This window comes from Pseudomonas sp. Emmai, from assembly GCF_055179735.1.
Genome location: NZ_CM143685.1, coordinates 2,039,765 through 2,052,735, shown reverse-complemented (window position 1 = coordinate 2,052,735; position 12,971 = coordinate 2,039,765). Strand labels below are relative to the sequence as shown.

At 61.3% G+C, this 12,971-nt stretch carries 16 protein-coding genes; 10 read left to right on the top strand and 6 right to left on the bottom strand.

The features are described from left to right. Positions 1-2 precede the first annotated feature (2 nt). Genes ACY4LX_RS09240 through ACY4LX_RS09230 form a run of 3 tightly spaced genes read right to left on the bottom strand, consistent with a single transcriptional unit; the run spans position 3 to position 2,328 of the window. Positions 3-761, bottom strand: coding sequence for a segregation and condensation protein A (locus ACY4LX_RS09240; protein ID WP_463260574.1), 759 nt, complete (start codon positions 759-761; stop codon positions 3-5). 60 nt (positions 762-821) lie between these two features. Next, on the bottom strand, positions 822-1,451 hold the full coding sequence (locus tag ACY4LX_RS09235) for an L-threonylcarbamoyladenylate synthase (RefSeq protein WP_133839183.1): 630 nt from the start codon (positions 1,449-1,451) through the stop codon (positions 822-824). A 13-nt stretch (positions 1,452-1,464) separates the two neighbouring features. Next, a complete protein-coding gene (locus tag ACY4LX_RS09230) occupies positions 1,465-2,328 on the bottom strand; it encodes a PHP domain-containing protein (RefSeq protein ID WP_149657064.1) in 864 nt (287 codons plus the stop codon). Between the two features lie 87 nt (positions 2,329-2,415). On the opposite strand from ACY4LX_RS09230, the gene ACY4LX_RS09225 reads away from it, so the two are divergent. From ACY4LX_RS09225 to ACY4LX_RS09200, 6 genes are all read left to right on the top strand, one after another. Continuing rightward, positions 2,416-3,012 (top strand): septation protein A, encoded by a 597-nt coding sequence (locus ACY4LX_RS09225; RefSeq protein WP_133839185.1) that lies wholly within the window; start codon positions 2,416-2,418, stop codon positions 3,010-3,012. A 1-nt stretch (position 3,013) separates the two neighbouring features. Then, on the top strand, positions 3,014-3,313 hold the full coding sequence (locus tag ACY4LX_RS09220; RefSeq protein WP_149657065.1) for a YciI family protein: 300 nt from the start codon (positions 3,014-3,016) through the stop codon (positions 3,311-3,313). Positions 3,314-3,423: 110 nt separating this feature from the next. After that, positions 3,424-3,837 (top strand): translation initiation factor 2, encoded by a 414-nt coding sequence (locus ACY4LX_RS09215; RefSeq protein ID WP_463259735.1) that lies wholly within the window; start codon positions 3,424-3,426, stop codon positions 3,835-3,837. Positions 3,838-3,844: 7 nt separating this feature from the next. Beyond that, positions 3,845-4,522, top strand: coding sequence for a response regulator transcription factor (locus ACY4LX_RS09210; protein WP_123409237.1), 678 nt, complete (start codon positions 3,845-3,847; stop codon positions 4,520-4,522). A gap of 219 nt (positions 4,523-4,741) precedes the next feature. Further along, positions 4,742-5,191 (top strand): Spy/CpxP family protein refolding chaperone, encoded by a 450-nt coding sequence (locus tag ACY4LX_RS09205; protein ID WP_463259734.1) that lies wholly within the window; start codon positions 4,742-4,744, stop codon positions 5,189-5,191. Between the two features lie 192 nt (positions 5,192-5,383). Continuing rightward, positions 5,384-6,718, top strand: coding sequence for a sensor histidine kinase (locus ACY4LX_RS09200; protein WP_149657068.1), 1,335 nt, complete (start codon positions 5,384-5,386; stop codon positions 6,716-6,718). 105 nt (positions 6,719-6,823) lie between these two features. On the opposite strand, the gene ACY4LX_RS09195 is transcribed toward ACY4LX_RS09200, so the two are convergent. After that, positions 6,824-7,387 carry an NAD(P)H nitroreductase gene (locus ACY4LX_RS09195; RefSeq protein WP_463259733.1) on the bottom strand — a complete coding sequence of 188 codons (564 nt, stop codon included), beginning with the start codon at positions 7,385-7,387 and terminating at the stop codon, positions 6,824-6,826. 122 nt (positions 7,388-7,509) lie between these two features. On the opposite strand from ACY4LX_RS09195, the gene ACY4LX_RS09190 reads away from it, so the two are divergent. Further along, positions 7,510-8,964, top strand: a complete 1,455-nt coding sequence (locus tag ACY4LX_RS09190; protein WP_149657070.1) for a TrkH family potassium uptake protein — start codon at positions 7,510-7,512, stop codon at positions 8,962-8,964. Here the strand turns inward: ACY4LX_RS09190 and ACY4LX_RS09185 are convergent. Next, positions 8,921-9,982, bottom strand: coding sequence for an AraC family transcriptional regulator (locus ACY4LX_RS09185; RefSeq protein WP_149657071.1), 1,062 nt, complete (start codon positions 9,980-9,982; stop codon positions 8,921-8,923). The two genes, ACY4LX_RS09190 and ACY4LX_RS09185, sit on opposite strands and share 44 nt — an antisense overlap. Before the next feature lie 160 nt (positions 9,983-10,142). Between ACY4LX_RS09185 and ACY4LX_RS09180 the strand changes: the two genes are divergently transcribed. Then, the gene (locus ACY4LX_RS09180) at positions 10,143-10,454 is read left to right on the top strand and encodes an Mpo1-like protein (RefSeq protein WP_149657072.1); all 312 of its coding nucleotides are present in this window, start codon (positions 10,143-10,145) and stop codon (positions 10,452-10,454) included. A 98-nt stretch (positions 10,455-10,552) separates the two neighbouring features. Next, the gene (locus tag ACY4LX_RS09175) at positions 10,553-11,143 is read left to right on the top strand and encodes an HD domain-containing protein (protein ID WP_463259732.1); all 591 of its coding nucleotides are present in this window, start codon (positions 10,553-10,555) and stop codon (positions 11,141-11,143) included. 105 nt (positions 11,144-11,248) lie between these two features. Here the strand turns inward: ACY4LX_RS09175 and ACY4LX_RS09170 are convergent, their stop codons facing one another. Further along, positions 11,249-12,064: a UDP-2,3-diacylglucosamine diphosphatase gene (locus ACY4LX_RS09170; protein ID WP_033055919.1), complete on the bottom strand. Its 816-nt coding sequence runs from the start codon at positions 12,062-12,064 to the stop codon at positions 11,249-11,251. A gap of 127 nt (positions 12,065-12,191) precedes the next feature. Between ACY4LX_RS09170 and ACY4LX_RS09165 the strand changes: the two genes are divergently transcribed. Beyond that, positions 12,192-12,956 (top strand): helix-turn-helix transcriptional regulator, encoded by a 765-nt coding sequence (locus tag ACY4LX_RS09165; protein ID WP_149657074.1) that lies wholly within the window; start codon positions 12,192-12,194, stop codon positions 12,954-12,956. Positions 12,957-12,971 lie beyond the last annotated feature (15 nt).

Below are 12,971 nucleotides of genomic sequence, written 5' to 3'. Positions count from 1 at the left end.
CGTTATTCGGCTCGGGCCCGCACATGGATCGGCGCGAACGCTTCATTCTGCACCAGCTCGACCAAGGATTCCTTGACCAGTTCGAGGATCGCCATAAAGGTCACCACCACCCCCAGCCGTCCTTCCTCAACGGTGAACAGCTCGACAAAGGGCACGAAACCGCCGCCCTTGAGCCGTTCCAGCACATCGCTCATGCGCTCGCGGGTGGACAAGGCCTCCCGGCTGACCTGGTGACTTTCGAACATGTCGCCCCGGCGCAGGACCTCGGCCATGGACATCAGCAACTCTTCCAGGCTCACGTCCGGCACCAGTTTGCGCGCCCGCGCTTCCGGGGCATCGAGCTTGGGCACCACGACGTCGCGACCGACCCGGCTCAGGCCATCGATGCCTTCGGCGGCAGCCTTGAAGCGCTCGTATTCCTGCAAGCGCCGGATCAGCTCGGCGCGCGGGTCGTCTTCCTCGGCTTCGATGGACTCGGCGCGGGGCAGCAGCATTCGCGACTTGATCTCAGCCAGCATCGCGGCCATCACCAGGTACTCGGCGGCCAGTTCCAGGCGCACCGACTGCATCAACTCGACATAACCCATGTATTGCCGGGTGATTTCCGCCACCGGGATGTCGAGGATGTTGATGTTCTGCTTGCGGATCAGGTACAGCAGCAAATCGAGCGGACCCTCGAAGGCTTCGAGAAAGACTTCAAGGGCATCCGGCGGGATGTACAGGTCCAGCGGCATTTCCATGACCGCCTGGCCATAGACCATCGCGAAGGGCAGCTCTTGCTGGGCTCCGGCCTGACTGTCGACGGGTTCTACTGCAGACATCTACGCCTCGGCCATGAACGGCGCTGGGTCGCCGCAACCGACGCGGATCACTTCCGGTTCGCCATCGGCGAGGTTGATCACCGTGGACGCCTTGATCCCGCCGAAACCGCCGTCGATGATCAGGTCCACCTGGTGCTCCAGCAACTGGCGCATTTCGTGGGGATCGCTCAGCGGATCGGTGTCGCCGGGCAGGATCAGGGTCACGCTCATCAGCGGCTCGCCCAATTCGGCCAGCAGCGCCAGGGCAATCGGATGGCTCGGCACCCGCAGGCCGATGGTGCGCTTCTTGGCGTGCAGCAACAGGCGCGGCACTTCGCGGGTGGCGTTGAGGATAAACGTATAGGGCCCAGGTAAATGGGCCTTGAGGATGCGGAAGGTTCCGGTGTCGATCTTGGCGAAGATGCCCAGTTGCGACAGGTCGCTGCAAATCAACGCGAAGTTGTGCTTGTCATCCAGCCCACGCAGCCGGCGCACGCGTTCCACGGCGTTCTTGTCGCCGATCTGGCAACCAATGGCGTAGGACGAGTCTGTTGGATAAATCACCACCCCGCCTTTGCGGATGATCTCGACCGCCTGTTTGATCAGGCGCGCTTGCGGGTTTTCCGGATGAATCTGGAAAAATTGACTCACATTCTCTACCTGTTCAGACGGCGGCAATAATTGGGTCATGTTTGAATCGACACCATAACGGTGGCAGATCCTCCGGAACCGGGCGGTATTCACCGATTTCCGACCAGCCTCCAGGGCCATGAAAATCGCTGCCGGCGCTGACCAGCAGACCGAACTCGCGAGCAAGTATGGCCAGGCTGCCGACCTGTTCGGCGGGCTGATGGCCATTGACCACTTCAATCGCGTGGCCTCCCGCTTGAATATAGTCAGAAATCAGGCGGCGACGCTTGCTGCGAGTGAAATCGTAATGCCACGGGTGCGCCAGGCTGACCCAGGCACCGGCGGCGCGCAGGGTGGCGACGGTGTCTTCCAGGGTCGGCCAGTGCTGCTTGACGTCCCCCAGCTTGCCGGCGCCGAGCCATTTGCGGAACGCTTCGGCGCGATCCTTGACGTAGCCTTCGCGCACCATCCAGTCGGCAAAATGCGGACGGGCCGGCGCGTTGCCACTGTCACCCAGGGCCTGTTGCATCTCCCGGGCACCGTCCATCGCACCGGGCATGCCCTTGAGCGCGAGTTTGCGGCTTATTTCTTCGGACCGTAGCCAGCGGCCATCGTGCAATCGGGCAATCGCCTCGACCAACGGTACCGCGTTGACGTCGAAACCGTAGCCCAGTACATGAATGGTCGCGCCGCCCCAGGTGCAGGACAATTCGACGCCGTTGACCAGTTGCATCCCCAGCGCCGTCGCGGCGCTGCGGGCCTCATCGAGGCCTTCGAGGGTGTCGTGATCGGTCAAGGCCAGCACTTGCACGCCTTTCTCGAACGCACGCGCAACCAGTACCGCAGGCGCCAGGGCGCCATCGGAGGCCGTGCTATGGCAGTGCAAATCAACATTCACAGGGCTTTGTAACCTCAAATCAGCTGGCGCTATCGCGCGTCAATATGTTTGTTATTATGCCGACACATCCTGCTTCTGGCTGCCACTGTGAAACAATTCATCGACTTCATCCCGCTTCTGCTGTTTTTCATCGTCTTCAAAATCGATCCACGGGTCGTCGACATTGCCGGTCATGAGGTCACTGTAGGCGGTATTTACAGTGCCACCGCCATGCTGATCATCAGTTCCCTGGTGGTGTACGGCACGCTCTTCATCAAACAGCGCAAGCTGGAGAAGAGCCAGTGGCTGACCCTGATCGCCTGCCTGGTCTTCGGTAGCCTGACCCTGGCCTTCCACAGCGAAACCTTCCTGAAATGGAAAGCCCCGGTGGTCAACTGGCTGTTCGCCCTGGCATTCATCGGCAGCCACTTCATCGGCGACCAGTTGCTGATCAAACGCATCATGGGCCACGCGCTGACCCTGCCGGATGCAGTCTGGACTCGCCTGAACATCGCCTGGATCGCCTTTTTCCTGTTCTGCGGCGCCGCCAACCTGTTCGTCGCGTTCACCTTCCAGAACTACTGGGTCGACTTCAAGGTGTTCGGCAGCCTGGGCATGACCCTGCTGTTCCTGGTCGCGCAAGGCATCTACCTGTCCCGCCACCTGCATGACGCTGACACTACTACGCCAAAAACCGAGGACTGACATGCTCTACGCCATTGTTGCCACAGACGTCGCCAACTCCCTGGAAGCCCGCCTGGCCAACCGGCCCGCGCACCTTGAGCGCCTGCAACAGCTCAAGAGCGAAGGTCGTATCGTGCTGGCCGGCCCCAACCCTGCCGTGGACAGCAATGATCCGGGTGCCGCAGGTTTCACCGGCAGTTTGATCGTCGCCGAATTCGAATCCCTGGTCGCCGCACAAGCCTGGGCCGAGGCCGATCCGTTTGTGGCCGCAGGCGTCTACGCCAACGTTTCCGTGAAGCCGTTCAAGCAAGTCCTGCCGTAATCTCTCCCCTCGCGATGAACCTTATCGGTTCATCGCGCTCTCAATCGCTCATTATTCTCGTTTGCCTGCCGACAACTTGCCCAATAACTCGATTGGAATCAGGAGTCGTGATGCGCAAGGGTCCGTTGTGTCTGATGTTGGTGACGTTGTCGATCGTGGCCCCCGTGCACGGTGAAGAGGCTGCCCCCGGCAGTAACTCCACACCGTTGTCGTTGAGCGCCGGCAGCCAGATCGCCGAGTTGCAGCAGCGTTTGAAAGTCAGCGAGCAGCAACGAGAAGAACTGAACAAACAACTGCAAAGTGTCGATGCCGAACGCGAAAGCGCCCAGCTGAGCCGGTTGCGCCAGGAGAACCAGCGCTTGAAGCTGCAACTCAAGGAAGCCCTGGCCAGCAGCCCGCTGCCTCGCTTGCTGACGGATCAGCAGCAATGGTTCGTCACCGGTGGCGGAGTGGCGCTATTGGCCCTGCTCTGCGGTATCTTTGCCAGTGGAGCAAGTCGAAAACGTCGGCAATGGCTAAATTGAGTGAGTCATGAGCGAGCTGTTATTAATTGATGATGACCAGGAGCTGTGTGAGCTCCTGGGCAGTTGGTTGAGTCAGGAAGGCTTTGTGGTCCGTGCCTGTCACGATGGCCAGAGTGCCCGCCGTGCGTTGGCCGAAACCTCCCCGGCGGCCGTGGTGCTGGACGTGATGCTGCCCGACGGCAGCGGCCTGGAACTGCTCAAGCAATTGCGCAGCGACCACCCGGACTTGCCGGTGCTGATGCTCTCAGCCCGGGGCGAACCGCTGGATCGCATCCTCGGCCTGGAACTCGGCGCCGACGATTACCTGGCCAAGCCATGCGACCCACGAGAACTGACAGCCCGGTTGCGTGCGGTGTTGCGCCGCAGTCATCCGGCCGCAGTGTCCAGCCAGCTCGAACTCGGCGACCTGTGCTTCAGCCCGGTGCGCGGCGTGGTCAGCATCGATGAACAGGAATTCACCCTCACCGTCTCCGAAAGTCGCCTGCTCGAAGCCCTGATCAAACAACCCGGCGAGCCCCTGGATAAACAGGAACTGGCGCAGATCGCCCTCGGTCGCAAGCTGACTCTGTACGACCGCAGCCTGGACATGCACGTCAGCAACCTGCGCAAGAAGATCGGCCCGCACCCTGACGGTCGTCCGCGCATCGTCGCCCTGCGCAGCCGCGGCTATTACTACAGCCTCTAACCCCGAGCATTTTCCGTGCAGGAGCAAGGCTTGCCCGCGATGACGTTCTGGAGGACGCCATCGCGGGCAAGCCTTGCTCCTACGCAACGTGTAAGTTTTGTCAGGTCGGCGCAAAACTGTCTTTACCCAAGCTTTACGCTCCGCTGACCGCCGCTGACCTTGATCTCCGTAATCTGAACTCATCCGGAACGTACCGGGAACGAGACAAGGAGATTCACCATGCGCAAGACTCTTATCGCTCTGATGTTCGCCGCCGCCCTGCCGACCGTTGCCATGGCCATGCCTGAAGGTGCCGGCCCGATGGGTGGCCCGATGGACGGTTCGCGCCACGGCGGTCAGATGCACGGCATGCACGGCAAAGGCCCGTACAGCCAGCTGGACCTGAGCCGCGAACAGCGCGAGCAGATCCGCAAAATCATGGGCGAGCAGATGCATGATCGCAAACAACTGGTCGAGAAATACCTGGAGAAACTCTCCCCGGCTGACCAGAAAGCCATGAAAGACGAAATGGCCGCCAAGCATCAGAAAGCCCAGGCCGATGTACGCGCCGTGCTGAAACCGGATCAACAGAAGAAATTCGACGAGATCCAGAAGAAACAAGCCGAGCGCCGTGCCGAGTGGGCCGAGTTCAAGGCCTGGAAAGCGCAACAGCCGCAAAAAGCGCAATAATGCGTTAACTACGGACCCAACGGCTCACCCCGTTGGGTCTTTTGCCATTGTTCAATGTGGGTGCAAGCCCCTGTAGGAGCGAGGCTTGCCCGCGAAAGCGATCTGACATTCAACATTTCGGTTGATCATGAAATCGCCTTCGCGGGCAAGCCTCGCTCCTACATGGGATTTGTGTTTGTTCGAGGATTTTCTGTGCGTTCATTGTTCTGGCGTATCTTGGCCAGCTTCTGGCTGGCCATCGCTCTGGTTGCAGGGCTTTCCCTTTTGCTGGGGCACATGCTCAACCAGGACGCGTGGATTCTCAGCCGCCACCCGGGCCTCAACACCCTGGCCGAAGAGTGGACGCAAACCTACGAAGCCCAAGGCGAAGATGCCGCCCAGGACATCCTCGAACAGCGCAAACGCCAGTATCACATCGACGTTCAGGTGCTCAACGAGAGCGGCGACCCGGTGGTGCGCGGCACCTTCCCACGGCGTGCGGCGGCCTTCGAAGCGCGGCAGAATGATGATGATCGTCGCCTGCCATGGCGCCGCCTGACCGCTGAATACACCAGCAAAAAAACCGGCAACACCTACCTGTTGATCTACCGCATCCCGCACCCGGAACTGGACTCGTGGCACCGCGAAAGCCTGCTCTGGCCGTTGAGTGCGCTGGGGATTGCGCTGGTGGTGCTGACCTTGTTCAGTTTGCTGGTGACCCTCTCGATCACCCGCCCGCTCAGCCGTTTGCGCGGTGCGGTGCATGATCTGGGGCAAACCACTTATCAGCAGAACAGCCTGGTGAAACTGGCTAACCGTCGTGATGAGTTCGGCGTGCTGGCCAACGACTTCAACCGCATGGGCGCACGTCTGCAAAGCCTGATCGGTAGTCAGCGACAACTGCTGCGGGACGTGTCCCACGAACTGCGCTCGCCGCTGGCGCGGTTACGGATTGCCCTGGCCCTGGCCGAACGGGCCAACCCTGAAGAACGGCAAAAACTCTGGCCGCGCCTGACCCGTGAATGCGACCGACTGGAAGCGCTGATCAGCGAAATCCTGGTCCTGGCCCGGGTCGATGCTGATAACGCCAGCGCCGAAGAGGTCGATCTCAACGCCTTGCTTCATACCCTGCAAAAGGATGCGCAACTGGGCTTCCCGGAACAGACCGTGCGCCTGGACGCCGAGCCGCAGCTCAACCTCAAGGGTTGGCCGACCATGATCGAGCGCGCGGTGGACAATCTGCTGCGCAATGCCCAGCGCTTTAACCCGGTAGGCCAGCCGATTGAAATGCAGGCCTCGCGCCAGGGCGAGCGGATGGTGGTGAGCGTGCGTGACCATGGGCCGGGGGTCGGGGCCGAACACTTGAATCTGCTGGGCGAACCGTTCTACCGCGCGCCGGGGCAAACGGCCGCCGGGCATGGCCTGGGGCTGGCCATTGCGCGGCGAGCCGCTGAGCGCCATGGCGGCAGCCTGGTGCTGGCCAATCACCCGGAGGGCGGGTTTATTGCCAGCCTGGAATTGCCGTTGGTGCCGGGAGTGCCTGCTTAGATCATTCCCACGCTCTGCGTGGGAATGCAGCCCGGGACGCTCCGCGCCCCATTGGAACGCAGAGCGTCCCTTGAGGCATTCCCACGCAGAGCGTGGGAACGATCGTCAAGCGGCCGGCCAGGCGCTAACGAACTCGGCCAGATCAACCTTCTCCGCCACCCGCGCCTCTTTCTGCGGCGTGCCGAGGTACAGAAACGCAATCACCTCTTCCCCTTCCGTCAGCCCCAGGCCCTTGGCCACATGCGCCGAATACGCCAACTCACCCGTACGCCACACCGCACCAATCCCCTGCGCATAAGCCGCCAGCAAAATCCCGTGCGCCGCACACCCTGCCGCCAGCAGTTGCTCGGACTTCGGATACTTGACGTGATCCTGCAACCGCGCAATCACCACGACCACCAGCGGTGCTCGTAGCGGGCCGTTGCGTGCCTTGTCCAGCGCCGCTTCGGACACTTCGCTGTCCTGCAACTTTGCCGCTTCGGCCAGCAACTCACCCATTTGCTCGCGGGCCGCGCCTTCGACGGTCAAAAAGCGCCATGGCTGCAAATGGCCGTGGTCCGGCGCGCGCATCGCGGCGGCGAACAGCACTTCGCGCTGCTCGGCGGTAGGGGCCGGTTCGACCAGTCGTGGAACGGAAACACGGTTGAGCAAAGCGTCGAGAGCCTGCATCGGCCACCTCCTGTAAAAAATGTTTGGCTATTCTAGCGGGATCCACCTCGGGAGTGCCGGTTTACATGCCCTGCCCCACAGGTAGAATGGCGCCCTTCACTACTTCAGCCCGAGCGGACTTCATGGCGTTGCCGACCTTACGGATCATTGGTTTCATCATCGGCATCTTCCTGATCACCCTGGCCATCGCCATGGTCGTGCCTATGGCCACGCTGGTGATTTTCGACCGCACCAGCGACCTGCCATCGTTCCTTTGGGCCAGCATGATCACCTTCGTCGCCGGCCTGGCGCTGGTCATCCCCGGCCGCCCCGAGCACATACACCTGCGCCCCCGGGACATGTACCTGCTGACCGTCAGCAGCTGGCTGGTGGTGTGCATCTTCGCTGCGCTGCCGTTCCTGCTGACCCAGCACATCAGCTACACCGACTCGTTCTTCGAAAGCATGTCCGGCATCACCGCCACCGGTTCCACGGTGCTCACCGGTCTCGACGCCATGTCCCCCGGCATCCTGATGTGGCGTTCGTTGCTGCACTGGATCGGCGGCATCGGCTTTATCGGCATGGCGGTGGCGATTCTGCCGCTGTTGCGCATCGGTGGCATGCGCCTGTTCCAGACCGAATCGTCGGACCGTTCCGAAAAGGTCATGCCCCGTTCGCACATGGTGGCGCGCCTGATCGTCGCCGCCTACGTCGGCATCACCATCGTCGGCAGCCTGGCGTTCTGGTGGGCGGGGATGAGTCTGTTCGATGCGATCAACCACGCGATGTCGGCGATTTCCACCGGCGGGTTCTCCACCTCCGACCAGTCCTTGGCCAAATGGACACAACCGGCGGTGCACTGGGTCGCGGTGGTGATCATGATTCTCGGCAGCCTGCCTTTCACCTTGTACGTGGCAACCTTGCGCGGCAACCGCCGGGCCCTGATCAAGGATCAGCAGGTCCAGGGTTTGCTCGGCATGTTGCTGGTGACCTGGCTGGTGCTCGGCACCTGGTACTGGTGGACTACCGATCTGCATTGGCTGGATGCCCTGCGGCACGTGGCGCTGAACGTGACCTCGGTGGTCACGACCACCGGCTTTGCGCTGGGGGACTACAGCCTGTGGGGCAATTTCTCGCTGATGCTGTTCTTTTATCTGGGCTTTGTCGGCGGCTGTTCGGGCTCGACGGCGGGCGGGATCAAGATTTTCCGCTTCCAGGTCGCCTACATCCTGCTCAAGGCCAACCTTAACCAGCTGATTCACCCGCGCGCGGTGATCAAGCAGAAGTACAACGGCCATCGCCTCGACGAAGAGATCGTGCGCTCGATCCTGACCTTTTCCTTCTTCTTCGCCATCACCATCTGCGTGATCGCGCTGCTGCTGTCGCTGCTGGGTGTGGACTGGATGACCGCGCTGACCGGCGCCGCCAGTACCGTGTCTGGCGTGGGCCCGGGGCTGGGCGAGACCATCGGCCCGGCGGGCAATTTCGCCACCCTGCCGGACGCCGCCAAATGGATTCTTTCGTTCGGCATGCTGCTCGGCCGATTGGAGATTATTACGGTGTTCGTTCTGTGTATTCCGGCGTTCTGGCGTCACTGATCAGTTTCGGCGCGTCGAGCAACCGCGCCCGGTACTCGCCGGGCGTGGCGTCAAACCAGCGGCGGAAGGCGCGGAAGAAGTTGCTCGGGTCGGCAAACCCCAACAGGTAGGCAATTTCCAGCAGAGTCATCGTTGGCTGCGCCAGGTACTGCTCGGCCAGTTCGCGGCGGGTGTCGTCGAGCAAGGTCTGGAAACTCGTGCCTTCTTCCTGCAGGCGGCGCTGCAAGGTGCGTTGCGACAGGTGCAACGTCTGCGCCACGGTTTCGCGCTTCGGTTCGCCCTGGGGCAGCAACCGGCACAGCACTTGCCGGGCCTTGTGGGTCACGCGGCTTTCAGAAAACCGCGCCAGGTACTCACCGGCAAACCGGTCATGCAGCAGCGCCATCGCCTCGTTGGCGGTGGGCAGCGGTGCTTCCATGTCGGCGCGCTCGAAGATCAACGCGTCATACGGCGCGTTGAACACCAAAGGCGCGTGGAAGGCTTGTTTATAGGGTTCCAGATCGGTGGGTTCATCCCCTTGCACCAGCACCTTGCGCGGTTGCAGGGTGCGCCCGGTCAGCCAGCCGCACAGCGCCAGTGCGCAGGCCAATGACGCTTCGGCACTTTGCCGGGTCGGTGGCAGGTGGTCGCCATGCACCGTCAGGATCAGCGCGTAACCCTCGTCCAGCAAGCGGAAACTCAGGTCGGCACTTTCGGCAATGATCCGCTGGTAACGCACCAGCCGCTGAAAGCCTTCGGCCAATGTCTGGCTCGACATCAAGGCGTAACCGGCAACATGGAAGGATGCCGGTCGAACCACCTTGCCCATGTTCAGGCCGATCGCCGGGTTACCGGACAGTTCGACCGCACGCTGCCACAGCCGCGTCATGGAATCCTGCGGGAAGCGCGCATCCGGATCATCCAGCGACGCGTAGTCGAGCCCCAGTTGCTTGAACAGAACCCGGCAATCCAGGCCGTCCATCTCCAGTGCTTTGACAATCCCCATCGCCCAGCTTGCAGAAGTCGTTCGTTCGCTCATGGCGTTTACTTAAATGATGAGCCGCATGCTACGGCCAATTACCGAAGGATACTAAAGTGGCGCCTATTGTCACTGGCTGATGCCAATGATCACTCTAGACTCAAATAAGCTACCCGCAGAACAACTTGCCATCAGAACAATAACCACAGAGATCGCAGTCGTGGAAAACACCAAACGTTTCAATAGCTTCGCTGAGTTTTACCCGTATTACCTCAGCGAACACAGCAACAGTACTTGCCGACGATTGCACTTTATCGGCACCACCCTGGTCATTTTCATCCTGGCGCTGACCATCGGCAAAGGCGCGTGGCTGCTGCTGATCGCCCTGCCGCTGGCCGGTTACAGCTTCGCCTGGGTCGGGCATTTCTTCTTCGAGAAGAATCGTCCCGCCACCTTCCAGCATCCGCTCTACAGCCTGCTCGGCGATTTCGTCATGTACCGCGACATGATTCTGGGCCGCGTGCCGTTCTAGGCTCCGCAGGCCAGTAATGCGTCCCGTGCAGACAGTGCAGCAGTGGATCCAAGTTCTACACTCAAGCCATCACTTCGCCAAAAACAAGAAGATCGCCGATGAACGCCAATGCCCGCTTCACCCACATGCAGGACGGCACGCAAGAAGACTGGGCGATCATCGCCGCCGACTTCAGTGCCTACGCGAAGCAATTGCCGACACGGATTGTGGTGCACCTGAAATTACTGGAGGGTGACTTTGGTGGCTTCCCGGTGGATCGCCTGACCCATTCCCTGCAAACCGCCACCCGCGCCTTTCGCGATGGCCGCGACGAGGAATACGTGGTCTGCGCCCTGCTCCACGACATCGGCGACACCCTCGGCTCCTACAATCACCCGGACATCGCCGCCGCGATCCTCAAGCCCTTCGTCAGCGCCGAGAATTTGTGGATGGTGGAGCAACACGGGATCTTCCAGGGCTATTACTTCTTCCATCACTTGGGGATGGACCGGCACCTGCGCGAACAATTCAGCGGGCATCCGCAGTACCAGGCGACCATTGAATTCTGTGCCAAATACGATGCGGCGGCGTTTGATCCGGCGTATGAGCATTTGCCGTTGAGTTTCTTCGAACCGATGATGGAGCGGTTGTTTGCGCAGCCGAAGCATTCGATTTACAAGGCGGCGATGGAAGAGCACGCGCCGGCCTGAGATCAGGGTGATTGTGATGGCCTCTTCGCGGGCAAGCCTCGCTCCTGCAGGGAAATGCATTCCAATCGTAGCAGCGAGGCTTGCCCGCGAAGGCGTCTGACTTTCCTACGCCGGCTCCGCGATTTTCACCGCTTTCAACTCCGCCTCCCGCGCCTGGGCATCCGCCAGGCGATACAGCTCGATCGACCCGTCCCAATGCTCGATCAGCGCCGTGCACGACTCCACCCAATCCCCGCAATTGAGGTAATCCACCCCGCCGACCTTGCGAATCTCGGCATGGTGAATGTGCCCGCACACCACGCCGTGCAACTCGCGTTTGACGCATTCGTGGGCGATGGCTTCTTCGAAGTCGCTGATGAAGCTGACTGCGGTTTTCACCTTGTGCTTGAGGTATGCCGACAACGACCAATAGCCGTAGCCATAGCGGGCGCGCCAATGGTTGAGCCAGCGGTTGAGGGTCAGGGTGAATTCGTAGGCCGAGTCGCCGAGAAAGGCCAGCCAGCGGTGATAACGAGTGATCACGTCGAACTGGTCGCCGTGGATTACCAGCAGATGCCGGCCATCGGCGGTCACGTGCACCGCCTCGTCCACCAACTGGATGTTGCCCAGGATCAGCTTTGAATAACGACGCAGAAATTCGTCGTGGTTGCCGGTGACGTAGATCACCTCGGTGCCGCGTTTGCTCATGGTCAGCAAACGGCGGATCACGTTGGTGTGGGCCTGGGGCCAATACATGCCGCTGCGCAGTTTCCAGCCATCGATGATGTCGCCCACCAGATAGACCTTGTCCGCATGGTAGCCCTTGAGAAACTGCGACAGGTGCTCAGCCTGGCAATCCCTCGTGCCCAAATGCACATCGGAAATCCATAGGGTGCGCACACGTTGTTTACGGCTGGGTTTGGCGAGCTCGGCGCTGGTCATGGGCAACCCTCTGCGATGTTTTTACAAGCTTGCGCCGGTCGGATTAATTGCCCATGACAGTGGCGAGTCAATCCTGTGACAGCGCCCGGCCGGTGTAGACTGGCCGCACCTTGCCCGGAGACCTGCGATGAGACCGCTCCTCACGCTGCGCCAGTACACCGAAGACCTGATCATCCACAGCCACGACCACGCGCAACTGGTGTTCGGGCTCTCGGGTGCGCTGGATTTCGAGGTCGGCGGCCATGGCAGCCAGGTGATCCAGCAGAGTTTCGTGGTGGTCCCGTCCGGCATGCACCACGCCTGTGGCAGCGCCAACGGCAGTCGTTGCCTGGTGCTGGATGTGCCGAGCGATCAGTGGGTTTCGCAATCGTTGGGCGAACACGCCGACGCCAGCCGCCGCTTGCTCGACAACGCCGGACGGCTGCCACTGGATGCCGGGCAAAGCCAATTGGTCAGTTGGCTGGCGGGCAGCCCGGTGAGCGATCCGCTGATAGCCCAGCAAGGCGCGGTGCTGTTGCTGGCCAGTCTCAATAACGTCAAACCGGACGCCATCGGTGGGCGGCGCCTGCCGTATGCGGCGATGAATGCGCACATCGATCAACACGCGGCCTATCCGCTGCAAGTGGCCGACCTGGCGCGCATTGCCGACCTCTCCAGCGCTCGGCTGCACGCGCGATTCGTGGCGGAATGCGGGCAGACACCGATGGACTACATTCGCAGTCGGCGCTTGCACATCGCGGTGGGGTTGTTGCGGGATACGCCATTGCCGATTGGGGAGATTGCCAGCCGCGTCGGCTACAGCTCACAAAGTGCGTTTGCGGCAGCGGTGTTGCGCGAGTTTGGCGCATCGCCCGGGACATTGCGGCGCGAGGCTGGCGACAAAAGACGATAGTCTGCCGACAGACAG

Bases quoted from the DNA above. Each gene is read 5' to 3' on its own strand.
- ACY4LX_RS09220 (WP_149657065.1), top strand. From the start codon at position 3,014: ATGCTCTACGCCATTGTTGCCACAGACGTCGCCAACTCCCTGGAAGCC.
- ACY4LX_RS09185 (WP_149657071.1), bottom strand. From the start codon at position 9,982: ATGAGCGAACGAACGACTTCTGCAAGCTGGGCGATGGGGATTGTCAAA.
- ACY4LX_RS09240 (WP_463260574.1), bottom strand. From the start codon at position 761: ATGGTCTATGGCCAGGCGGTCATGGAAATGCCGCTGGACCTGTACATC.
- ACY4LX_RS09205 (WP_463259734.1), top strand. From the start codon at position 4,742: ATGCGCAAGACTCTTATCGCTCTGATGTTCGCCGCCGCCCTGCCGACC.
- ACY4LX_RS09170 (WP_033055919.1), bottom strand. From the start codon at position 12,064: ATGACCAGCGCCGAGCTCGCCAAACCCAGCCGTAAACAACGTGTGCGC.
- ACY4LX_RS09210 (WP_123409237.1), top strand. From the start codon at position 3,845: ATGAGCGAGCTGTTATTAATTGATGATGACCAGGAGCTGTGTGAGCTC.
- ACY4LX_RS09175 (WP_463259732.1), top strand. From the start codon at position 10,553: ATGAACGCCAATGCCCGCTTCACCCACATGCAGGACGGCACGCAAGAA.
- ACY4LX_RS09190 (WP_149657070.1), top strand. From the start codon at position 7,510: ATGGCGTTGCCGACCTTACGGATCATTGGTTTCATCATCGGCATCTTC.
- ACY4LX_RS09195 (WP_463259733.1), bottom strand. From the start codon at position 7,387: ATGCAGGCTCTCGACGCTTTGCTCAACCGTGTTTCCGTTCCACGACTG.
- ACY4LX_RS09165 (WP_149657074.1), top strand. From the start codon at position 12,192: ATGAGACCGCTCCTCACGCTGCGCCAGTACACCGAAGACCTGATCATC.
- ACY4LX_RS09215 (WP_463259735.1), top strand. From the start codon at position 3,424: ATGCGCAAGGGTCCGTTGTGTCTGATGTTGGTGACGTTGTCGATCGTG.